The sequence below is a fragment of the Ruegeria sp. CL5 genome (assembly GCF_056536485.1).
Genome location: NZ_JBQFPS010000002.1, coordinates 168302 through 191337 on the forward strand (window position 1 = coordinate 168302; position 23036 = coordinate 191337).

Genomic DNA, 23036 nt, shown 5'->3' on the forward strand with positions numbered 1-23036 from the left:
TTGCCTCCTGATTGCTTAGCCAAAATTTATGACCAGTCCCGGCGTAATCAATTTGCGCAGGAACACGCAGTCTGTGCAATCACGCTCAGACCAGCGACATGGGTGTTGTTCTTTGCATATCAAACCAGCTAGAGCAGACGAGCAACGGGGAGAGTGACATGCAAGACGAAGTTCTGGCCTCTATTCAGGCCTCATCCGCGCGCCGATGGACCGGAGTAGGGATGTTGGCCACTGTCGGAGCGCTGGTGATTTATGTCGCGATAGTATCGCCTCCGGATCTTGGTTGGCAGATATTCCTGTTTGTTGTGGGAATTGGGGCTTTCTGGCTGTCGCATCACATGTGGCATTCGACTCAGGGCAGGATCGAACTGACCTCTACCGATTTACGCACCAGCTCGGGGCAGGTGATTTGCAAAGTGGAAGAGGTTGAGACCGTCGACCGGGGTGTATTTGCGTTCAAGCCATCGAATGGATTTATTATCAAAACCCGCACGGCAGGATCGTTTGACTGGTTTCCAGGCCTTTGGTGGCGTGTCGGGCGCCGCATTGGTATCGGCGGAATGACGGCCGCCGCCGAAACCAAGTTCATGTCCGAGATACTGACCGGACTGCTTGCCGAAAGGTCGTAGCTAGACGACGCAGGACGGATCAGTATTGACGATATTGTCGAATACGCGCGGATGAGTGAACACAAGGTTGTTCATGTCAAATTCGGCGAATTCAAATGCGATATAGAATGGCGGCCGATATGTGTTCCGGGTTTCGACCACGATCATCGATCCATTGTCAGGCATGGCGGGTAGCCGAGGCTTAATGTCGTCAATGTCTGCGTTTGACCATTTCGGTAGGCCTGTGCCACGAACGCAGGACCACAGTACATTATGGATGTCGTTCTCGGCATCAAATGTAAGATAGGTCATCCGCAACGTCACTGGTGCGCGTGTATCGACCAAGGTCTCCAAAAGATCATACATCGTGTTTACATAGGCTTCAGTCACATTGCCGTCTTCGCGTGAAACCACGTCGGCAACCGCGTAGGCACCTTTGATGTTGCGAGAGCTTTGGCGATAGGCATCATAGTAGGTATATGATGCGAGCATCGACCAATAAAGCAACGGCAGTATTAGCATGGCTTCAACCGACATGATGCCGTCTTCCCGGTGCCGGAAGCGACGAACGGCTCTTGCAATTGCGCCTCTGATTGAGAAATTAGCCGCCGGCATCTGCTACGTCCTCCGGTTCAGAAGTGCCACCTCCAGTGGGAGTACTTGATGAGCCTCCAAATGGTTCATGAACAAACACAGAAGTGGCATGTACCTCCCATTGCCCGTCATTGTCTTGCCTTACCAGGTCGTTCATCATGGAAAAGCCAAAGGTAGGAGAGACTTCGAGGCAAGCCCGAATAATCATCATTTCATTCGAGGTTCCCAATTCAAACGCTACATCTTCCGGCTTTCTGACCGTCGCCGGTGTATCGACGCAATAAGGTCTCGGATCCAATTCGTTACCAACGCGCGGGTCGATGGATTTCATTTCGAGTGCGAGATTTTCAGAACAGTCGGAAATGATCGCGTTCTCGCATACCATTTTCTTCAGAAGGGCGTGATCCCACCCGTCTTCCCCAGGCGGTAGCCGATTCAGTCGAACTTCCCTGATCGTCATGTCCAATGACCGCTCAAGGTCGGCGTGCCGGAATGAGATCAATCCTAGGTCCATGCCAGAATAGCCAACATAGAAAAAGAAAGGGAACCAGAACATGAATTCGATGCTCGAGGACGCACCATCCTCATTGCGCCAGAACCTTTGCGCCCGTTCTCGAAACGACATGATCATTGGGTCAGCCTCAGGTTTTGAATCGAAGTGCTGATTGAATCGAAGACGCGCTCGATCTGGGTGCCAGTTGCTTCGTAGTAGCGGGCAGGTTTGATCGCGCAGTCTTTCAGCATCTGCTTGACGCCGTAGGGGGCTTCGAAAGCGATCGAGAAAATTATGACCTTTTCTTTCTCAGCTTCTACGCAAAGATCGACAACCCGCGGATTTTTGGTTGAAGGGCCGATTTCGGTGGTCGACGCAGCCGCGAATTCATTGCCACGGGTCCAGCCGTAGGCATGGCGGAACATATTTCGGATCGCGTTTTTCTCCGTATGTGCCCAGACATCAGGCCATTCTAGTTCTGCTGGCGACGAACCGCTTTCGTTGAAGTCGCGATCATTCGATCTGTCGATATCGTAGCAGGTGCCATTGTAGTAATCCCGGCAACGATATCGTTTGTAGGTACCATTTCCGTGCGCATGATCCTGGAACTTGTCACGTGTCCAGTACCCGCCGGTACTATTATCCCAAATGGTGGTATTTACATTTGGCCAAGCCCAATGCCCATTTTGATCATCATAGATGGAATAAGTCTGTGCACTTTCGTTCCAATAAATATTGGAGCCACCTTCGTTATAGGGTGAGTTTACCTTATGCTGATAGGTGTTTTCCCCATCCGTCATCAGCACGAGAACCTTAAGGGTGTCTGTCGTGGTGTTCGGTGCAGGCCGAATGGCGAACGAGTCTGGGATTTCAGAGCTGTCTGCAATCTGGGCAATCAATGGCTGAATACTGTCATCAAGCAAGGTCAAGCCCCACTTCAATCCAAGATCAATCGAAGTCCAGCCGCTTGCTACCAGATTTTCAATCTGGTCCTTCAAAATATCCGGGTCATTCTGAATAACGGTCATTTCCCGTTGGTCAGTCGCGGATTCAAGACGGCAGATGTTACTGGATACCAAAGTATCACTGAATCTTCTGTCGTTCGTGCCGCTGTCCTTGAAGTGTAAGGTCTGAGGAATGTAATCCCCTTTCCTAATGATATTACCGCCATCATCGACGATATCGTAATAGTTGAAATTGGTTGTCGTGAAGTCCGAGGCTTGGAAGTCGATGCAATTTGCAACTTCGTTGGCACCGATCGTATTCAAGGCATCCATCAGATAGTCAGGCACCGAGACCTGTTCGGAATAGGGTACGATCGAAATTGACAATCTACCTTCTTCTGACTTCAGAACCATTTCATCAATAAAGTCGTTTGCGGCCTTCTGAAGGTTGGTCAGCTTTGTTCCGCGCATTGAGCCTGACACATCCAAAACCAACGAGATTTCAACGTTACCAATCGATTCTTCGGCAATGCTGGTCGCGGTTGAACCGATATGATCGACACCACTCCACTTCATAAAGTGGGTCTCGATGCTCATGTCAGCACTGGCTACAACCTTGCGCTTGCCTTCAAGCTCGGCGATCTGTTCAACAGAGCCATCCGCATTTGTCTTACATGTCTCGGGTTCGACTTCGATATTACTGATAATATCAGGGTTGAAGCCTTCCTTGGTAATGTAATCGTTGACGACAACACGGGGGCAAAGCTCCTGATCCAGGTCCGCTGCTGCCAAAACGGCGCGATCAAGGGCATATTGCAGTCGCACCCTTTCCCGATCGTAACGCATGATATCGACGGCAAATCCGGCAACGGTGAAGACAATCATCACCAAGAAGAGCGCAAGGATCGTCATCGTGCCTTCTGTTTCAGATGCAAATTGCCGCAAGCGTCGGGCGCACCTGTTTTCTCGGCACAAAAAGTAAAACAATTCTTTTAAATCATAATTGCGCATAGTGAATTCCTCTGTCGACAGGGCGCACCAATGCCAGCGGTTTGCAGCGCTAATTAATTATACAGGGATCGTGGCGAGAATTAGGCATGATCGTCACTATGCTGCTCGTTTTTAACGGTTTTCAGCTTTATTCGTGGCGTTTTTGCTGTCTTTGTTTCCCGCCTCGGGACAATAGCGCGTAGGTGATCGATGGTCGACTCAGTTCGAACACGCCGATTGGCCTTTCGCAAATTGCTTAAAATAAGTGCAGTTACTGATTGCGGTAAATTACAAGCAGTGCGACAAAACGTCATGACGTTTGTCATTTGCCAGTACGGAGGATTGTATGACCGGCATTATAGAACCCAGCTTTCGTGAGAGTGTTGATCTGATGTTCAACAGAGCTGCGTCTCTGATGGACCTGCCGCCCGGACTGGAAGAAAAGATCAGGGTATGTAACGCCACCTACACAGTCAGGTTCGGAGTTCGGCTGAGAGGGCAGATTCACACATTCACCGGATACCGCTCGGTTCATTCAGAACATATGGAGCCGGTCAAAGGTGGTATTCGCTATGCCCTCGCGGTGAACCAAGACGAGGTCGAGGCGCTCGCGGCTCTGATGACCTACAAATGCGCTCTGGTCGAAGCGCCATTTGGGGGGTCTAAAGGCGGGTTGTGTATCGATCCGCGCCAATATGAAGAACACGAGCTAGAGCAGATCACCCGCCGTTTCGCCTATGAATTGGCTAAACGCGATCTGATCAACCCGTCTCAGAACGTCCCCGCACCCGACATGGGAACAGGCGAACGCGAAATGGCGTGGATGGCCGACCAGTATGCCCGAATGAACACGACAGATATCAACGCGCGCGCCTGTGTGACGGGTAAACCGCTGAACGCTGGGGGTATCGCAGGTAGGGTTGAAGCGACCGGCCGCGGCATTCAATATGCGTTGCGCGAATTCTTCCGGAATCCGGAAGATGTCAAAAAGGCTGGTATGACAGGCAAATTGGACGGCAAGCGCGTTGTTGTGCAGGGCTTGGGCAATGTGGGCTACCACGCGGCAAAATTCCTCAGTGAAGAAGACGGATCGCGCGTGATTGGCATCATCGAATGGGATGGCGCATTATACAATCCCGATGGCATTGATGTTGAAGCGGTGCGTCAGTGGATCGTTAAGCATGGCGGCGTGAAAGACTATCCGGATGCGACGCATTCAGCCGAGGGCGGTGCAGTGCTTGAATCCGAATGCGATATCCTGATCCCGGCCGCACTAGAAGGGGTGATTAACCTGTCTAATGCAGAACGGATCAAAGCGCCGCTGATTATCGAGGCTGCAAACGGTCCGGTCACAGCGGGCGCGGATGAAATCCTGCGCAATAAAGGTACAGTTATTATCCCCGATATGTATGCAAATGCGGGCGGTGTTACAGTATCCTATTTTGAGTGGGTCAAGAACCTTAGCCATATCCGCTTTGGCCGCATGCAGCGCCGCCAGGAAGAAGCGCGCCATGAACTGATCGTCAGCGAGCTTGAACGGCTGGATCGATACCTGGGTGATGCCTGGTCGATGTCGCCGAACTTCAAGGCCAAATACCTCAAGGGTGCTGACGAGTTGGAGCTGGTGCGCTCAGGCCTCGATGACACAATGCGCATCGCCTATCAGGCTATGAGCGAGGTTTGGCATGACCGCGCTGATGTCGATGACCTGCGCACCGCAGCTTATATTGTGGCGATTGATCGGGTCTCAAAAAGCTATCGGGCAAAAGGACTCTGAGCACTCAGGCAATCGAATTTCTGATAGCGGCCGCCCTATGGGTGGCCGCTTTTTACGATTTGAACTAATTCGGTTTCGCAGAAGGATCGATCGATATACCGTCAGTCGTTGTGGATTTGGACCGGGACAGCGTTTATGTCGATGTTCAATTTACCTCGGGTACTACGCTTCTGCAGAAGAAACTCTGATACGCCGCCATATGACCGCACGCGAGTGTTGAAACATCTGCGAAAAGTCTGTGCCTAATGCTGCGCTGGCAGGGTATGAAGCTGTTGCTAGCCGCCTGACGCTTCGACTGAGGTACAAATTGAAATCGGCGATGGAAGGTGTTGCTATGCACGGTTAAGCTGCGCCAAAGGAAACGAATCCGGGAGAACCCCATGTTGCGTATTGCCATTGTCGCGGTCTTGCTGGCCTCACCCTTGGCTGCTCAGGAGACTAAAGAGCAAAGTTGCAAGTATCAGGCAGATGTCGTGGCTGCGGTGCAGAAGGCACGTCTGGACCGAGTCAAGGAACGCGACGTGGCGCAGGCAGTAGCAGACAGCGGTCCGACATGGCCCGAGAACTACAATGCGGCGATTCCGTTGATCACGCCTTGGGTGTACGAACAAAAAATGCGCGACGTGCGCAAAAAAGATCTCGGTGCCGCTTGGCTGGAGTTGTGTTTACAGCAATAATCCACAGACAGATCATTTCTCTGTGGACAACCGCGCGCCATCCCCTTGGCGCGCGTTTTCATTTCTGGCAGGTTTGACCCATGTCTTTGCCCCCCGGATTTCTGGATGAACTGCGCACGCGCCTCAGCCTGTCTCAGGTTGTTGGGCGTAAGGTCATGTGGGACCAGCGCAAATCCAATCAGGGCAAGGGGGATATGTGGGCGCCATGCCCGTTTCACCACGAAAAGACCGCCTCATTCCACGTCGATGATCAGAAGGGATTCTATTACTGCTTTGGGTGCCATGCCAAAGGCGATGCTATCAGCTTTGTGAAAGAGACCGAGAATGTCTCGTTCATCGAAGCGGTCGAGATTCTGGCGCGTGAAGCGGGGATGCCGATGCCTGCGCGCGATCCGAAAGCGCAGGAGAAACAGGACAGACGCTTGCAACTCGCCGAAGTCATGGAGCAGGCGGTTCAGTTCTTTCGCTTGCAACTCAAGACCGGGGCAGGGGCCGAGGCGCGCGATTACCTGACCCGCCGAGGGCTGGATGCACAGGCGTTGGATCGATGGGAGATCGGGTTTGCCCCCGACGGCTGGCAGGCGTTGTGGGATCATCTAACTGGCAAGAATGTAGCCGATGATTTGATCCTTGCGGCGGGCCTGGCCAAACCGTCCAACAGGGGCAAAAAACCATATGACAACTTCCGAAACCGCATCATGTATCCAATCCGCGACCCACGCGGGCGTTGCATTGCCTTCGGCGGTCGGGCAATGGACCCGAATGACAACGCAAAATACCTGAACTCGCCCGAGACCGATTTGTTCGATAAAGGCCGTAGCCTCTATAACCACGGTCCTGCGAGACAGGCGGCTGGGAAGGGGCAGCCCCTGATCGTTGCCGAGGGTTACATGGACGTAATCGCGCTGGCCGAAGCAGGCTTTGGCGCGTCGGTGGCGCCATTAGGAACAGCGATTACCGAACATCAACTACAGTTGCTCTGGCGTGTTTCGGATGAACCGATCATTGCCTTGGATGGTGACACAGCGGGCCTGCGCGCCGCGATGCGGGCGGTCGATCTGGCCCTGCCATTGCTGGAGGCAGGCAAATCCTTGCGATTCGCACTCATGCCGGAAGGCAAGGACCCAGACGATCTTCTGCGTGCCGAAGGGCCGGGGGCGGTGCAAGCCGTCCTGGAAGGGGCCATTCCGATGGTCAAGCTGCTGTGGCAACGTGAGACGGAAGGCAAGGTATTCGACAGCCCTGAACGGAAGGCGGCGTTGGATAAATCCCTGCGTGAGAAGATCAAGCTGATCCGCGACCCCTCGATCCGATCGCATTACGGGCAGGAAATTAAGGACCTGCGCTGGCAATTATTTCGTCCCCAGAGGCAATCGCAAAATCGAACGTGGCAGCCGCGCGGAAAATGGCAGGCGCAACCCCAGCCTGCCACGCCCGGTGCACGCGCATCGTTTCTGGCGTCGTCCGAGAACGCGGATATTCAATTGCGCGAAGCGGCCATTCTCGCAATTGCTATTCTAAATCCGCAAGTTGTAATTCAATTCGAACACCAGTTGGAAGAAATGGATTGTTACGATCCCGATCACGCAGCTTTGCGCGGGGCGATCTTGCGCCATGCGATTGACGATCCGGACAATCTGCAAGAGCACATCGTACAAACTTTAGGGCCGGAACCCCTTGAAAACCTTCTGGCCCTTCGCCATGTCGCAGTGATCCCTTGTGTGTACAAACCAGGCGACGTTGAAAAGGCCCAGATGACGCTGGCCGAGGAACTCGCAAAGATCAAAGCGCTCCGGGGGTTGGATGCTGAGATTGCCGAAGCGGCAGAGGAATTGTCTGATCTGGCCGATGAGGCGCTGACATATCGGCTGGCGCAAGCCGCCGAAGAGCGCAACCGGACGAGCCGCAGCCAGAACGAAGACAGGGCCGTTTTCGACATCGCCGACAATGGTGCGCGAATCAACCGTGACGAGAAAGACGCGTTTGAAGCGATCATGTCGGGTATCAATTTTGAGCGGAAACGCCGGTAAAGTGGTGTTTTCGTAAGGCACTGGAAAAGAAAAACAGGTAAACGGGTGGCCGAATCACTTCTACGCGCTAATGATTCGGTCAAAACGAATCACCCATCCCTGCAGGAGCATTGAATGGCCGCCAAGGATACGAACGAAGACCGCAAATCCGACGAGCAGGAACAGGAGATCTCGCTTGATATGAGCCAGGCAGCGGTCAAGAAAATGATCGCCGAGGCCCGTGAGAAAGGTTACATCACCTACGACCAGCTTAATCAGGTTTTGCCGCCTGATCAGGTCAGCTCGGAACAGATCGAAGACGTTATGTCGATGCTGTCCGAGATGGGCATCAACATCATCGAAGATGAAGAGGCCGAGGAAGAAGAGAACAAAGGTTCGACCGAACTGGTCACGACCGAAGGCCCACGCGAAGTTGCGCTGGCTGGTGCCGCTACCGAAAAGCTGGATCGTACTGATGACCCGGTGCGCATGTATCTGCGCGAGATGGGATCAGTCGAATTGCTTAGCCGCGAGGGCGAGATTGCCATCGCCAAACGGATCGAGGCTGGTCGGAATACTATGATCGCCGGCCTGTGCGAAAGCCCACTGACCTTCCAGGCGATCACGATTTGGCACGACGAATTGTTGAGCGAAGACATTCTGTTGCGCGACGTTATTGATCTTGAAACAACGTTCGGCAACCAGTTGGATGAAGATGGCGACGTACAGGAGCCGGTCGTTGACACATCGTCGGTTCAGGCAGCCAAACCCGCCAAAGATGAAGGCCCAGAGCTGGATGCCGATGGCAACCCGATTGCCAACGACGACGACGATGACGAAGACGATCAGGCAAATATGTCGCTTGCTGCGATGGAAGCAGCGCTTAAGGATCAAGTTCTGACTACGCTAGAGCGGATTTCCAGCGACTTTGCCATGCTCTCCGAAATGCAGGATAGCCGAATTTCGGCCACTCTGAATGAAGACGGATCGTTCAGCGAAAAAGACGAAGAGACCTATCAGAAGCTGCGCGCGGAAATTGTTGAGCTGGTAAATGGTCTACACCTGCACAACAACCGTATCGAAGCGCTGATCGACCAGCTTTATGGCATCAACCGCCGGGTCATGTCGCTGGACAGCTCGATGGTGAAACTGGCCGACCAGGCCCGGATCAACCGTCGTGAATTCATCGACGCCTATCGCGGGCGTGAACTGGATCCGAACTGGCTGGCAGAAATGGCCGAAAAGCCGGGCCGGGGTTGGCAGATGTTCATCGAACGCTCGACCGCTAAGGTCGAGGAACTGCGCAACGACATGGCTCAGGTCGGTCAATATGTCGGTCTAGATATCCCTGAATTCCGCCGCATCGTGCAGCAGGTTCAGAAAGGCGAGAAAGAGGCGCGACAGGCCAAGAAAGAAATGGTTGAAGCCAACTTGCGTCTGGTAATCTCGATTGCCAAAAAGTACACGAACCGCGGCCTGCAATTCCTTGATCTTATTCAGGAAGGCAACATCGGCCTGATGAAAGCGGTGGACAAGTTCGAATACCGCCGTGGTTATAAGTTCTCGACCTATGCGACTTGGTGGATCCGTCAGGCGATCACGCGGTCAATCGCGGATCAGGCGCGCACCATCCGTATTCCGGTACATATGATCGAGACGATCAACAAACTGGTTCGGACCGGTCGCCAGATGCTGCACGAGATCGGTCGCGAGCCGACTCCGGAAGAACTGGCAGAAAAGCTGCAAATGCCGCTCGAGAAAGTTCGAAAGGTGATGAAAATCGCCAAGGAGCCGATCAGCCTCGAAACTCCCATCGGCGACGAAGAAGACAGCCAGCTTGGCGATTTCATTGAGGACAAGAATGCCGTGCTGCCGCTCGACAGCGCGATTCAGGAGAACCTCAAGGAAACCACGACCCGGGTTCTGGCCTCACTCACTCCGCGCGAGGAACGGGTACTGCGGATGCGGTTTGGTATCGGCATGAACACTGACCACACACTGGAAGAGGTGGGTCAGCAGTTCAGTGTTACCCGCGAACGTATTCGCCAGATCGAGGCGAAAGCGCTGCGAAAGCTAAAGCATCCCAGCCGATCGCGGAAGCTTCGGTCCTTCCTGGATCAATAGGTCAAAGGCGCCCACGAGGCGCCTTTTTCATGCCTCGCCGCGCATTGACTGAACAACATATCAAATTGGCGAAATATCGCATGTTGCGTTGCGCTGCTGTGCCTATGTCCACACTGTCCACTCATGGACAGGCCGGGGCGAGGCGGCTGCGCTGATGACCCCCGGCTACTTTCCTTTATGTGTAAGCGGATGTGAAACCCGTTTACGGAACGCCGTCGGGGCCTGGCCGGTCCAACGTTTGAAAGCCGTCGAGAACGCAGCCTGATCCGAATAGCCCAAAGAATACGAGATTTCAGCTAGATTCATGCCGTTTTTGATAAATGTTTGCGCAAGATCACAGCGCAGATCTTCGACAATCTCGCGGTAGGAAGTGCCTTCATCCGCCAGACGACGGGCAAGTGTGCGCGGGCTGAGGCCAAGTTGAGAGGCGGCTTCATCCGCCTGAATTATCCCTCCGGGCATTGACCTGGTGATTAACCCTTCGATCTGTGCACGGTTTTTTTGTTTTGGCTTACGTCCTTCCGCCAGCAGACGCTCGCCATATTCCAGCAGATGCGCCCGCAGACTGGGATCATAGGTAGGGATCGGTGTTTCGAGTGAGGGTAGTGATAAAATAACCTCCAATCGTTCAGCCTCAAACTTTACTGGAAAGCCTCCGATCTTTTGAAAGGTGTCCGCATGTCGCCCTACACTGTGCTGAAATCGCATTTCGATAGGATACAGTTTCACCTGCGTCAAAGCCCGCATTCGAGCAATGCTTGCGAATAACAAAAACTCGGTTCGACGATGGTATCGCGAAAAACTTGGGTCCTTCCATTCAGCCTCCAATGAGGCGGAATTGCCGGAAACACGCAGACTGAACGCCAGTGCGGGGTCAATGATACCATGAAACCGCGTTGTGTTTTCCAACACCTGTTTCAGATCCCGCGAGTATTTACTGATATATGCCGTCACACTGGAGGAAGAATTGAACTCTAACCCCGCGCCTGCACCGAATGTGATGTCACCGAGCGCATCACAGGCATGGCGAACAAACATGGCCTCTTTGCGGGCGCTAAATAGTGTGGCAGGTGCTTCAACATCGATCCGGGTCAATGCGCTGTTTTTAAGAACCTGATCGACAACCGATAAACTCGCGCGTTGTTCGAGGGCGCGCATCAGCAATTGAATGCGTGAAATATCAACGTCCATAACCTTGTCCGAAACTCATCCTGATAATCTGATCACGATAGCGGAAAGGCGCTGTATTTTGCCAGCCTCTGTTACCGACACTTGTGACGTGTCGGATATTCGAAAGGGTTTGGCCGAAATTGCCAAGAATACCGCAGGAGTGACACCTAAATATCCATCGTTGCCGGGTCAGCACCTTTTGGGGATAAGGTTGAGCCCAAGCCGACGGTCCACCAAGCCGTTTCAATGGGTTCCCCGGCACAGCTCTCCTTATTGGTCGGTCATGTCGCATTGCTGCGAGAATTATGCCGTGCCAGTATCTTCTTGAATTGATGGTGGTATTTGGATTTACAGTGCCTGACTTGCCAGACATTGAAACTGATTTGATTGTCTTTGACGGTGAATGCGTTTTGTGTTCGCAGTTTTTTCAGTTCATGTTGCGCCATGATCGGGACCAAAGGTTCAGATTTGCGACCGCCCAGTCGGAGTTGGGGAGGAGACTCTATTCACGGCTGAATCTCCCGACCAAGGATTTTGAGACCAATCTGGTCATCGTCGATGGTGAAGTTCACCAGAAGCTTGATGCTTTTGCCGCCGCGATGCGCGCGTTACCGGGAGCTTGGTTCTTGCTGTCCTTGTGCCGATATCTGCCAGTGTTTGTTAAGGATTGGCTGTATCACTCGATTGCCCGTAATCGATATGCGTTGTTTGGTCGTTACAACTGTTGTTTGGTTCCCGATGCTAGCCTTCGGTCCCGGTTCGCTTCAGATGGCTTCTGAGCACGACCCGTTCCTGCAAGTTCTGGGTGTGGATGAAAAGCTGCCGGAAGCAATTCAAAAACTGCACTCGGCGGAGGGGCAATATTCGGGAAAATGCAGCATAATCCGAGGTCGGGGGCCATTGGTCGCCCTGGCTTTGCGCATCGGAGGATTCCCGCCAGAAGGGGACGACCTTCAGGTCACTCTCACTATACATCGAACAAAAGGGCATTGGATTTGGAAGCGGGACTTTTCCGGGCATGAGACATGTTCACGCATTAGTTTCGACCAGAGATACAATTGCGTCCACGAAAGGATCGGGGGGCTCGCAATTTGGTTACAGCCTGTACGAACCGAGGCAGGGCTGTCGATTCGAATCCGTCGGCTCGCCCTGTTTGGAATACCTTGTCCCAAGTTTCTGCTGCCGCAGTCAGCCTCGACAGAAACCCAAGATTCAATGGACCGCTTTTGTTTTGACATTTCTGCCTATGTGCCCGGCCTGGGTTTGCTGATCCGATATAACGGGTGGCTTGAGCCGGATCGGAGCGAATTGAGGTCAGTTTGAATTGATTGTGATCTCTACTGTTTGGAGTGGTGAGGCGCACTAGGTATATTTCAGGTGGAAACAGGAAGATGACGAGGATGAAACAGATATTATCAGTTACGTTGGGCGCACTTATGTTGCTCGGTTCTCCGGCAATGACCAGCGCGGCACCAAACGGATATCAAACCGAAGCAATCAGCAATACGGAATTCGAAGTCATCCCAAGGGCGCGCAGAGATGTCGATGGATATTGGTGTGCTGCGGCGGATTTCGCACGACGGTCTTTGGGTGCGGGGTGGCAACAGCGTATTTATGTTCTGCGTGGCTATGGGCCAAGCGTGACGACCGGCCGAAAGACGGCTGTGCAGTTTTCGCTCAAGCCTCCTGCAAATGTAGACCAGCAAGGCAGTATATCGGCTGGCTTCAAAGCCGGCGACAGTATGTCTGTGCAAGGTGCAAATGGCCGGTGCAGTCGTCGCATTAACTTTAGGTGATCTGCGTTGCAGACCGAATTCTCGATCTCAACGCAGGGTGCGGGGCTCTATGAGTTCACCGCCGCTGTGCGCGATTGGCTGAGGCCGGTATCAGATGGCCTGCTGACCCTCTTTGTGCGGCACACCTCTTGTTCTTTGCTGATTCAGGAAAACGCTGATCCCGAAGTGCAGACCGATTTACATGCCTTTTATGACCGGCTTGTGCCGCCTTCCGACCATCCTTCGATGGCTTATCTGCGCCATACATATGAGGGGCCGGATGACATGCCAGCTCATATCAAGGCTGCGATGATGCCGGTTTCGTTGTCGATCCCGGTGAGGAGTGGGGCGCCTGTGCTGGGCACATGGCAGGGTATTTACGTGTTTGAACATCGCAATGCACCGCATATTAGAAAGGTCGCAGCGCACTTTGCGTGACGCTTTATATTGGGGTGGAAAATTCCGACTACCCAAACCCTAGCGGCTGCCCTATAGTTGTGGATAAGTAAGCCGCAGCGCTTACAAAAGAGGCCGAACTAGGGACGAGGAGACGGCGGATGCGCTGCCCGTTTTGCGGAAATATCGATACTCAGGTCAAAGATTCACGCCCGGCTGAGGATCACGTCGCGATCCGCCGACGCCGGTTTTGTCCGGCCTGCGGGGGACGGTTTACGACTTATGAGCGTGTACAGTTGCGCGATCTGGTTGTGATCAAGACCAATGGAAAACGAGAAGATTTCGACCGCGACAAACTTGAGCGTTCAATCCGCATATCGATGCAGAAGCGGCCGATTGATCCGGAGCGGATCGACCAGATGATTTCGGGTATCGTTCGCCGATTGGAAAGCATGGGTGAAACCGATATCCCATCGAACAAAATCGGTGAGATTGTCATGGAAGCGCTGGCCCGGATTGATACGGTCGCATATGTTCGTTTTGCGAGTGTGTACAAGAATTTCCAGGCGGCCGACGATTTCGAGGAGTTTGTCCACGAGTTGCGCCCGCCGCAACCTTCGACGGACGAGTGAACGAAGCAGATAAGCGATTTATGGCGCTTGCCTTGTCTTTGGGGAGGCGCGGCCAGGGCACGTGTTGGCCGAACCCGTCCGTCGGGTGCGTGATCGTGCGCGATGGGCGTATTGTCGGACGCGGCTGGACGCAGCCCGGAGGCCGCCCGCATGCCGAACCCATCGCACTTGCCCAAGCAGGCGAGGCGGCACAAGGTGCGACAGCATATGTCTCTCTTGAACCCTGCTCGCATCACGGAAAAACGCCACCCTGTGCCGAAGCATTGATCGAGGCTGGAATTGCACGTGTTGTCTCGGCAATCGAAGACAGTGACCCGCGTGTGGCTGGACAAGGGTTCACCTTGCTTCGTGAAGCTGGGATTGATGTCGTTACCGGGGTTCTGGCCGAACAGGCGGCACGGGATCACGCGGGGTTCTTTCTGAAAACCGAGCAAGGTCGACCGTTTGTAACACTGAAACTGGCCAGCAGCTTTGATGGTCGGATTGCCACTGAAACCGGGCACAGCCAGTGGATCACCGGCCCCAATGCACGCCGTGCAGTGCACGCCATGCGGGCCCGCCATGATGCGGTCATGGTCGGCGCGGGAACGGCGCGGGCTGATGATCCGTCGCTGACGGTTCGCGATTTAGGCGTAGAACGCCAGCCGGTCCGCGTGGTGGTGTCTCGGCATCTGGACTTGCCTTTGATGGGGCATCTCGCGCGGACCGCGTCCAAAATTCCGGTCTGGCTCTGCCATGGTCCTCATCCGGATCCTGATCGCGCCCGCGCCTGGGAGGGGCTTGGTGCGCGACTGATCCCATGCGCATTGGACGATCATCACGTTGAAGCCGCTGATCTGCTGCACCAGCTCGGGCAAGCGGGGCTGACCCGCGTCTTTTGTGAAGGCGGATCAGCTTTGGCTGCGTCCTTGCTAGAAAGTGATCTGGTCGATGAGCTGGTTGGTTTCACCGCCGGGCTTACGATCGGAGCCGAAGGTCTTTCGGCGATCGGAGCCTTAGGGTTGGATACTTTGGAAACCGCACCCCGGTTCGATCTGATCGAAACGCAGGTTGTTGGCGGTGATATCCTGCACCGTTGGGCGCGCGTCACGCATTAGGCCTTAGCGCCACCAACGCGCATGCGTTGCCATCATTCCTTGTAGTTTGGACAGAAGGCGGTTCATAGGTCCTGTCGCCGTTGGTGCGCCGTGCGCAAGCCGCTCAACCGCGATCTCGACTGGGCAAGCCTGTCCAGTCACGGGATCAAAGTATCGCGGGTAGTCGATCAGGGTTGCGTGTACCAAGCCCATCAATGAAGGCTGCGCGCCGCGACGAGCAGGCACAGCCCCCAAATCTGTCGTCAACCCCCACCCAGCATAGAATGGCGCGCCTAGCGTCGTGACCTTGACGCCGCGCAGCAAAGCTTCGAACCCCAGCAGAGAGGTCATAGTCCAAACCTCGTCTACCTGAGTCATCAGGGTGGCGGGGTCGGTGCGCTTGACCACAATGTCAGCCAAATCTGATTCGATTTTGCCCTCTCGCAATCCGGCTTCGACATCCGGGTGAGGTTTGTAAATCAGAATAGCATCAGGATTGGCCTTGCGCGTTACACGCAGCAGATCGAGGTTGTTGCGAATATTGCTTGTACCCAGTCTGATCGAGGCGTCATCTTCTACCTGCCCCGGCACCAGAATGCGATGGCCTTTTGGCAGGTCCGGGGCAGGGTGACCGACGTTGTACTTGCTCAGGCCGTCAGAGAGCAACCGGGCTATCAGCCGTTCTGATCGAAGCCTCTGGTCCGGTCGCAGCGTCTCTCGCGCGGTGATCCATTCCTCTAGCCGGCTGGGGTGGGTCGGGTCGTAGTAAATACCGATATCATCGGTCACAAGCGAAAGCGGTGGCACCAATTCCGCACCCAATCCACGCGAGCGTAGAAAGCCATCCTCGACGCGTGTTGCGCTCAAAGTATCACGCGCTTGGCTCGCCCAGGCCATATGGGGATGTGCGGTATCTTTTGGCTGCTCGGATGTAAAACGCAGCTTACCGTGTTGACCGAAAATGCGCTGCAGGCGCCGCCGCTTCCACACCCGCATACCCGATGCGGTCCAACCTTTGTGATCCTGTCTCCAAGCGCGGGTCTGCGCCTCGAGTGTATCGATCACGGTTTCCAATTCGCACAAGCAGTCTTGATAGGGGTCGTACCAGCGCGGATACAGGATCATTGTTGCTGCAAAAAGCTGCGCCCGCGTGAGGTTGCGTTGTCGACGGGGGAGGGGGACGTCGTCCTGTGTCAGCCCCCACCCTGAGTAAAACGGTTGCCCGAACACTCGGGGTTTATGTCCCGCCAGAATGGCTTCAAATCCCATATGTGACGACAGTGTATAAACACCGATAGCGCCTTCCAACAGTGACCAAGGGCTTATGGGGTGGTCCAGAATGGACACGCGGTCACTCAGATCTTGATCAGAAAAATACCCTTTCCGATGACCAGCGGTCGTTTCGGGATGGCTTTTGATGATGACGCGTGCGCCTGGGTTTTCCTCTTGTGCAATGACCAGCATCTCGCGGAACCGCGCATAGTCGCCGTGGCTCGCAGTAACGGCCGCATCTCCCTGGGTCTGATCAATCACCAGAACGTAGCCGGGTTCAGGGGGTGGTTGGTCAAGATCGTAGGCAGAGTATTTGCTGAGGTGCAATTCGCGTAGGCGCGCAATCGCGCCGCGCGCGCGATCCAGCAGGGCAGTGTCATCCAGCGGATGTGTCGTAAGCAGGGTTTCCAGATCGGATGGCGTAGTAGGATCAAAATGTAGACCTGCACGGTCAAGCAGCAATCCCAGCGGGGCCTCGCCGCTGCGTCCGGGTTGCAGAGATCTCAGGAACGCATCTTCGATCCGTAAGATGGGCACATCGCGTTTCCGCGCTATGGTCAAGCCGCGATGAGCAGTTGGGCTGTTGCCCCAGACCCCAACAAGATCTTCGTGTTGGGGCAGACCAAGCCGAATGTCATACCCGGACAAAGACAGGATCCGGCGCACACGCCGTTGTGTCAGGAAACCACCGTTGTAAACAAATAGCCGAGAGCGTTCGCCCCCGGCCATGCTCTCCGGTTCAGGAAACATCCACTAGTTTCCTGTAAGTGTCGCTACATTCGCAAATGGTGTCAGACCTCCGGCGATCAGCGAGATTGATTTGCTCCACTGTGCATATGGGGCTTCGGTGACATAGATCGTGTCATCGTCGCGGATCACAAAATCACGTGCAACAAACAAGCCGTTGGGTGCGGTCAGGTTCAACAGGTAGATCATGCGTTGATCACCCGTCAGCTCAGGGCGCCCCATAACGCTACGTGCAATGTCCTGTCGTTCGTCGCGCAGAATGAAAATCCCGGTGGGGTCTGACGAAAGCGACTGAAGGCCCCCGACTTGTGCCAGAGCTTCAAGGGCTGATAAATCCTGACTTTCGAACGCCACGCGGGACTGCCCAGTCGAACCCAGTGCAATATACGAGCGGCTATCCTGTTCAACCAGAATGCGATCACCGCCGCGCAGGGCGATGTCGGTTTCCGGATTGCGGAAAAGATCGTTGTACCAGATCGTTCCCTTTTGATTTCCGCGGATCACGGTTACCAAAGCAATATCCGATGCAACTGCGACGCCTCCCGCTTGCGCGAGCATGGTCGACAAGGTTCCTGTCGGGCGCTCGATCGGGTAAATACCCGGTGCACCGATAGTCCCGGTCAAGGAAACAGTCGACCCATTGCCCGGCGTGCGCGTAACCTGAACCTGTGGGTCCGGCGTTTGCTCTTCCAGTTTGCTGGAAATCAGGGTGCGCAATTGCTCGGGAGTATTGCCCGCTGCACGCAGCCGACCAGCGTAGGGAACGAAAATATATCCGTCACTGTCGACCTGAACCTGATCCAGATTGGTCGCACCACCCGCTTCAGAAGTCAGCAACCCGTCGTCGACATTCTCCCAGATGCTAAGATTCAGAACATCACCGGGACGTACAGTATCAGATGCGATGCTTTGGGCGCTGCGAAATGACTGTGAGAACCCGTATTGCGGAACCGCGGAGGCGGCACGTGCCACGCGGTCGTCGACTTCGACAACAAATGCGTTGCCGCCGTTTTCGATAGAACCGGCCAGGATTTCTGTTTTGTTAGGTCCGGATTTCGGAAGCTGACACGCTGCCAGCAAACCAAGGACCACCACAAAGGAAGCCCCCCGTATCCATCGGGTAGGAAAACGCTGCACTGCCGATTTACCTCAGTCGTCTTTGTTTTGGGCAGGTTACCCGTTTCAATGCCAAACATCCAGCAACGGGTTGATTCAAGTTACTTAACAAGATGCAACTGTGGCGTTGCGGCCTCGTTGTCTTCCAGTGCCGACTGATATGGACCCTGTTTCATAAGCATCATATCTGCGGCACGGCGCAATAATTGTCGACGTCCTTTTCGGGAATAGAAGCCACCCGGAATCTGACTGGTATTGAGAAGAAATTGTCGATAGTCCCGGTAGGCTTTGCTGTCCGGAGCATTGGGGCCAGCAAAAAAAGCCTCGATTGGCTGCCGGGAAACAAACTGTGGCTTGTCATATACCGACCGTCCGAAACTGCGCAGGGGAATGCCGCGCCACAGGGCTTGTTGGCCTGCAGTTGAATTCACGGTTACTGCTGATCTTGCTTCATCGAGAAGTTTTGCCAACTTACCACCCGGGACATAGTGAATGCGATCAGTGATATCGAGTTTTTCGGCCATGCGCTGGGCCATGTGCCGAAGTGGTTCACGATGGTTTTCCAGCGGATGCTCTTTGATGACGAGGTGGTGGTGCGCAGGGGCGCCCTTGGCAAAACCGTCAATCACCTGGCTAAGAAACTCGCTCATGCAGGAATAATCCGAATGGGATTGCACCGAGCTGTCATGACCCAGTTGCAACAGGACAAGGTGATAGGGAAAGCCCCCCCGCCTGACCCGAGTCGTTGCCCATCTTCGCTGTAATCTGTGGATTGGCATCAGTGCCAGGCGCTTGAAATACAACTGAAACTCTTTGGCGACCGGTAGCTCGCGGTGAGGCTGGAAATTTCGATAGCGCCGGTTCATGAACATCACGAACCAATGGTAAAGCGCGCCGTAGAAAATGTGCTGGCGCATATCCCCCCAATGCGAGGGCGGCGGAGGGGTTTGACCCTCAGACTGCGCCAATGCCGTCTGCATCTCTTCCACATCAAGCTCCATCAAACGCGAGTTTCCGTTCGAGCCATTGCGCTCATACGTCACCCACCAGGGGCGCAGATATCCCTCTTCGAAAACATGGATAGTAATGCCGCGTGATTTCGCAATTCGAACCGCATTTGCATGGATAGGCCGGGTATCACCATAGAGTACGATATCAGTGACACCATTGAGTGTAACTATGTCGGTGAATGTAGCTGGCCAATCGTCGGGATCCCCCAGATAGGGAATAAAGCTGGTCGTGTCGCTCCAAAACGCCTGATCGCCCGCGTTGAATCCAACACGGATGACTTTGGCTCCGGCCGCGCGCAGCATACCACCTAGTGCATTGAAGAATGGGCCATGGGGACCTTGCAGGAACAGGAACACACGCCGGTCAGGGCAGGTGGTTGAAGATGCCATATAGTCTGCTCGCAAGGAATATTAGTGGTACGTTTGGATGAAATTATGCCTCTTTGTTGGTTTCTGGGCAAGGCAGGGCTTGTTCGTCGGGCTGGGTGCCTTTACCTCGATTATTGAATTTAGGCTCTTGGGGTTGATGAAATGTTTACAGGGATCGTCACCGATATTGGCACCGTTGCCGAACTTGACCAGCAGGGTGACCTACGGGCAAGGATCAGGACCAGCTATGACACAGCAGGGATCGATATGGGTGCTTCGATCGCAAGCGATGGCGTGTGTCTGACCGTTATCGCGCTGGGGGACGACTGGTACGATGTTCAGATCAGCGCCGAAACGGTTTCGAAGACCAATCTGGATCACTGGCAGGTCGGCACGCGGGTAAATCTGGAACGCGCCTTGAAAGTCGGGGATGAACTGGGGGGGCATATCGTCTCGGGCCATGTTGATGGCGTAGCCGAAGTGATTGCTGTAGCTGACGAGGGCGATAGCACGCGTGTGACTTTGCGCGCACCCGTTGATCTTGCTCGGTTTATCGCGCCAAAAGGATCGGTAGCGCTGAACGGCACGTCTTTGACGGTCAACGATGTTGAGGGATGTGACTTCGGTATCAACTTCATCCCGCATACCAAAGAGGTCACGACATGGGGTGATGTTGCGGTTGGTGACAAGGTGAATCTTGAGATCGATACTCTGGCCAGATACGTGGCCCGTCTGGCCGAGATGTCCTGAACCTCAGGTTCCCGGCCCGAACCGTGCCGTGAGCCTTTTGGCCAGCCACCAGAAGAAAAGGACCAACAGGATCGAGGCATATCCATCAATGGCGTAATGCCACGCAAGATGTACCGATCCCAACAGGATGACAAAGGTAAACACCGTCAGCCCCCAGCCCAGCCACCGCGAATAAGTGAACCCATACAGCGCCAGGAGCGCGCTTGAAGCGACATGCATACTAGGCATAGCAGAGATACCTCGTGCGAGCCCCGAATTTTGAAAGCCATCCAGCAGCGTGCTTTGCACTTTCAGCGCCCAGACTGGGCTGATTTCATGTGATTGGCGCAGCAATTCCATCTGCGGAACGAAATCTGTGCCCAGATTGAAGGGTTCATAGTAAACAGGACCGACAGATGCAAAGACCGTCGCGATCACGTTGCCCCCGACAAACCAGCACAGCACAAAGGCGACCAGGAATACCGTGCTACGAATTGGATCACGGCGATCCAGGCAGGCCACGCAGACGGCGATATAAAGCATCGGAAACCAGATATGATAGGCCGCATTCAAAGCTGTTGTAATCACTGGCGACCCAAGGACGGGCCTTAGCAAAGTCCAGGGATCGACGCCGCCGTGTAGGAACCTGTCCCATTGCGCAAACTGTGTGTCCCAAAGAGAGGGATTCAACGAGTGAATTTCGTTCTTCAAAAATGTGTAGGTTACGATCAGAGCAACGATGCTGACGAAGCAGATCAAAACGTCGGGTGCTTTTTCGACGTCTGTCAGTTTGGTTCGCAGGTCTTGCAACATCCAATGAATTGGCTTTTTCGGTTTGACCACAAAAATCGCAACACCAAGCCTCCAGAGGATGAAATTTGCGAACATAAAGCAAAGCAGACGGAGCGATATCCCTAAAAGGATGGGGGTCGAGGAATCCCAAAATGACCGGCCCACATAGAGGCTGACGGCGATGGCGCATGCGATTTGCAGCGCAACCAGTGACAATAACAGCCTGTTACGCCAAAGGGAATTTATCAGAACTGCATTAGAAGCAGGGAGATAGGCGGTCTTGGACACTGGGCTCGATATCTCGACACACTAGGGAATTGTTGAGTTTTAGGTGCCTTTGATATCGGGCATTCCGAGGGCTTGATTGCGGCAATTTGTGGACAAAGCCCACATTTGCCCCTCAAAGGTTCAGAAAATGGCAACAATATCGGCGTATCGAAACAGGCATATATACACCCGCAGTGGCCAGTTTTTACGCCCGTCTTAAATTGAATTACTTGTTGCACATTCCAATGCCAAGGGCGGATCGCACAAACCGGAGCGCATACGGGCTGGTCATTGACGCGCACGTGGTCTATTTCGCCAGCAAACCTGCCATGCGAAAGGCTTACCCCATGAGCTTTGAAACCCCCGGACCGGTTGAGGCCCAGTTGCGCGAGGCGATCAGCCCGATCGAGGACATCATCGAAGAGGCCCGCAAAGGCCGGATGTACATTCTTGTCGATCACGAAGATCGCGAGAATGAGGGCGACCTCGTAATTGCTGCAGAATTTGCCGACGCGAATGCCATCAACTTCATGGCCACCCATGGGCGCGGGCTGATTTGTCTGCCCATGACAGCAGAACGGATTGATCATCTTGGGCTGCCGATGATGGCCGTTAACAATTCATCACGTCACGAGACGGCGTTCACCGTTTCGATTGAGGCGCGCGAGGGAGTTTCCACTGGTATTTCCGCCGCTGACCGCGCGCTGACCGTCGCGACCGCGATCAACGAGCAAAACACGATGGCACATATTGCGACACCGGGCCATGTGTTCCCGTTGCGTGCCAAGCGCGGTGGGGTGCTTGTGCGCGCGGGTCATACCGAGGCGGCGGTGGATATCTCGCGTCTGGCCGGGTTGAAGCCAGCGGGAGTGATCTGTGAGATCATGAACCCCGACGGCACCATGGCGCGCCTGCCTGATTTGGTAGAGTTCGCCAAAGAGCATGACATGAAGATTGGGACAATCAGCGACCTTATCAGCTATCGCTCGCGTAATGATAATTTGGTCGTCGAAACCTCGCGTGAGACGGTGACCTCGGAATACGGTGGCGACTGGGAGATGCGGATTTTTACCGATCAGACCCATGGCATCGAACATGTTGTCATGATCAAGGGTGATATCACCACGCCCGAGCCGGTGCTGACTCGGACCCATGCTTTGCATGAAGCACCGGATATTCTGGGGCTCGGCCCGAAATCCTCGCGCGAGCTGCCTCGCGCGATGGAGAAGATCGCCGCAGAGGGGCGCGGCGTCGTTTGCCTTTTCCGCCAGCCCCGCAATTCTCTCTATGCTGCCGAAGATGAAGGTCCGCGGACTATCAAGCAAACCGGCCTGGGTGCGCAGATTCTATCCAAGATGGGTGTTCAGGAACTGGTGTTGCTGACTGATTCACCCGAAACTGTATATCTGGGGCTCGACGCCTTTGGGCTGTCCATTGTCGGAACCCGCTCGATCCTCAAGGAAGACTGA

The 23036-nt window shown here is 54.4% G+C and carries 21 protein-coding genes; 13 read left to right on the forward strand and 8 right to left on the reverse strand.

Going from position 1 to position 23036, the window contains the following annotated elements; all coding sequences use genetic code 11:
• Nucleotides 1-158 precede the first annotated feature (158 nt).
• On the forward strand, nucleotides 159-629 hold the full coding sequence (locus tag ACR0IU_RS04475) for a hypothetical protein (protein WP_480715404.1): 471 nt from the start codon (nucleotides 159-161) through the stop codon (nucleotides 627-629).
• On the opposite strand, the gene ACR0IU_RS04480 is transcribed toward ACR0IU_RS04475, so the two are convergent.
• The 3 genes from ACR0IU_RS04480 to ACR0IU_RS04490 are packed head-to-tail and all read right to left on the reverse strand — an operon-like array spanning nucleotide 630 to nucleotide 3551.
• The gene (locus ACR0IU_RS04480) at nucleotides 630-1223 is read right to left on the reverse strand and encodes a hypothetical protein (RefSeq protein ID WP_170779783.1); all 594 of its coding nucleotides are present in this window, start codon (nucleotides 1221-1223) and stop codon (nucleotides 630-632) included.
• Nucleotides 1210-1833 carry a TadE/TadG family type IV pilus assembly protein gene (locus tag ACR0IU_RS04485; protein ID WP_480715405.1) on the reverse strand — a complete coding sequence of 208 codons (624 nt, stop codon included), beginning with the start codon at nucleotides 1831-1833 and terminating at the stop codon, nucleotides 1210-1212. The genes ACR0IU_RS04480 and ACR0IU_RS04485 overlap by 14 nt, the downstream gene beginning before the upstream one ends.
• Nucleotides 1830-3551, reverse strand: a complete 1722-nt coding sequence (locus tag ACR0IU_RS04490; RefSeq protein ID WP_480715406.1) for a Tad domain-containing protein — start codon at nucleotides 3549-3551, stop codon at nucleotides 1830-1832. Before ACR0IU_RS04490 ends, ACR0IU_RS04485 begins: the two co-directional genes overlap by 4 nt.
• 424 nt (nucleotides 3552-3975) lie before the next feature.
• Here ACR0IU_RS04490 and ACR0IU_RS04495 point away from each other — a divergent pair, with 424 nt between their 5' ends.
• The 4 genes from ACR0IU_RS04495 to rpoD all read left to right on the forward strand — a co-directional run bounded on the left by ACR0IU_RS04495 (nucleotide 3976) and on the right by rpoD (nucleotide 10216).
• Nucleotides 3976-5406: a Glu/Leu/Phe/Val family dehydrogenase gene (locus ACR0IU_RS04495; protein WP_010441990.1), complete on the forward strand. Its 1431-nt coding sequence runs from the start codon at nucleotides 3976-3978 to the stop codon at nucleotides 5404-5406.
• Between the two features lie 380 nt (nucleotides 5407-5786).
• The gene (locus ACR0IU_RS04500) at nucleotides 5787-6083 is read left to right on the forward strand and encodes a hypothetical protein (RefSeq protein WP_170472416.1); all 297 of its coding nucleotides are present in this window, start codon (nucleotides 5787-5789) and stop codon (nucleotides 6081-6083) included.
• Between the two features lie 80 nt (nucleotides 6084-6163).
• Nucleotides 6164-8113 (forward strand): DNA primase, encoded by a 1950-nt coding sequence (gene dnaG / locus ACR0IU_RS04505; RefSeq protein WP_480715407.1) that lies wholly within the window; start codon nucleotides 6164-6166, stop codon nucleotides 8111-8113.
• A gap of 114 nt (nucleotides 8114-8227) precedes the next feature.
• Nucleotides 8228-10216 (forward strand): RNA polymerase sigma factor RpoD, encoded by a 1989-nt coding sequence (rpoD, locus tag ACR0IU_RS04510; protein ID WP_010441993.1) that lies wholly within the window; start codon nucleotides 8228-8230, stop codon nucleotides 10214-10216.
• Between the two features lie 165 nt (nucleotides 10217-10381).
• On the opposite strand, the gene ACR0IU_RS04515 is transcribed toward rpoD, so the two are convergent.
• The gene (locus tag ACR0IU_RS04515; RefSeq protein WP_480715408.1) at nucleotides 10382-11407 is read right to left on the reverse strand and encodes an AraC family transcriptional regulator; all 1026 of its coding nucleotides are present in this window, start codon (nucleotides 11405-11407) and stop codon (nucleotides 10382-10384) included.
• Nucleotides 11408-11718: 311 nt separating this feature from the next.
• On the opposite strand from ACR0IU_RS04515, the gene ACR0IU_RS04520 reads away from it, so the two are divergent.
• From ACR0IU_RS04520 to ribD, 6 genes are all read left to right on the forward strand, one after another.
• Nucleotides 11719-12165 (forward strand): DCC1-like thiol-disulfide oxidoreductase family protein, encoded by a 447-nt coding sequence (locus tag ACR0IU_RS04520; RefSeq protein WP_170779976.1) that lies wholly within the window; start codon nucleotides 11719-11721, stop codon nucleotides 12163-12165.
• Entirely contained in the window at nucleotides 12155-12709 is a 555-nt protein-coding gene (locus tag ACR0IU_RS04525; protein WP_480715409.1) for a DUF4166 domain-containing protein, read from the forward strand. Before ACR0IU_RS04520 ends, ACR0IU_RS04525 begins: the two co-directional genes overlap by 11 nt.
• A 77-nt stretch (nucleotides 12710-12786) precedes the next feature.
• Nucleotides 12787-13182: a hypothetical protein gene (locus ACR0IU_RS04530; RefSeq protein WP_170472398.1), complete on the forward strand. Its 396-nt coding sequence runs from the start codon at nucleotides 12787-12789 to the stop codon at nucleotides 13180-13182.
• A gap of 6 nt (nucleotides 13183-13188) precedes the next feature.
• Nucleotides 13189-13599, forward strand: a complete 411-nt coding sequence (locus ACR0IU_RS04535) for a secondary thiamine-phosphate synthase enzyme YjbQ (RefSeq protein WP_480715410.1) — start codon at nucleotides 13189-13191, stop codon at nucleotides 13597-13599.
• A 119-nt stretch (nucleotides 13600-13718) separates the two neighbouring features.
• A complete protein-coding gene (nrdR, locus tag ACR0IU_RS04540; protein ID WP_008756450.1) occupies nucleotides 13719-14189 on the forward strand; it encodes a transcriptional regulator NrdR in 471 nt (156 codons plus the stop codon).
• Entirely contained in the window at nucleotides 14186-15286 is a 1101-nt protein-coding gene (gene ribD / locus ACR0IU_RS04545; protein ID WP_480606602.1) for a bifunctional diaminohydroxyphosphoribosylaminopyrimidine deaminase/5-amino-6-(5-phosphoribosylamino)uracil reductase RibD, read from the forward strand. Before nrdR ends, ribD begins: the two co-directional genes overlap by 4 nt.
• Before the next feature lie 3 nt (nucleotides 15287-15289).
• Here the strand turns inward: ribD and ACR0IU_RS04550 are convergent, their stop codons facing one another.
• The 3 genes from ACR0IU_RS04550 to ACR0IU_RS04560 form a co-directional block, all read right to left on the reverse strand.
• Nucleotides 15290-17287 (reverse strand): capsular polysaccharide biosynthesis protein, encoded by a 1998-nt coding sequence (locus ACR0IU_RS04550; RefSeq protein WP_480715411.1) that lies wholly within the window; start codon nucleotides 17285-17287, stop codon nucleotides 15290-15292.
• 3 nt (nucleotides 17288-17290) lie between these two features.
• Complete coding sequence (locus tag ACR0IU_RS04555) at nucleotides 17291-18421, reverse strand: polysaccharide biosynthesis/export family protein (protein WP_480715412.1); 1131 nt, start codon at nucleotides 18419-18421, stop codon at nucleotides 17291-17293.
• Nucleotides 18422-18501: 80 nt separating this feature from the next.
• A complete protein-coding gene (locus ACR0IU_RS04560) occupies nucleotides 18502-19800 on the reverse strand; it encodes a capsule biosynthesis protein (RefSeq protein WP_480715413.1) in 1299 nt (432 codons plus the stop codon).
• A gap of 141 nt (nucleotides 19801-19941) precedes the next feature.
• On the opposite strand from ACR0IU_RS04560, the gene ACR0IU_RS04565 reads away from it, so the two are divergent.
• A complete protein-coding gene (locus ACR0IU_RS04565) occupies nucleotides 19942-20529 on the forward strand; it encodes a riboflavin synthase (protein ID WP_010442003.1) in 588 nt (195 codons plus the stop codon).
• A gap of 3 nt (nucleotides 20530-20532) precedes the next feature.
• On the opposite strand, the gene ACR0IU_RS04570 is transcribed toward ACR0IU_RS04565, so the two are convergent.
• On the reverse strand, nucleotides 20533-21516 hold the full coding sequence (locus ACR0IU_RS04570) for a phosphatase PAP2 family protein (protein WP_480715414.1): 984 nt from the start codon (nucleotides 21514-21516) through the stop codon (nucleotides 20533-20535).
• Between the two features lie 398 nt (nucleotides 21517-21914).
• Here ACR0IU_RS04570 and ribB point away from each other — a divergent pair, with 398 nt between their 5' ends.
• Nucleotides 21915-23036 carry a 3,4-dihydroxy-2-butanone-4-phosphate synthase gene (gene ribB / locus ACR0IU_RS04575; RefSeq protein ID WP_170773051.1) on the forward strand — a complete coding sequence of 374 codons (1122 nt, stop codon included), beginning with the start codon at nucleotides 21915-21917 and terminating at the stop codon, nucleotides 23034-23036.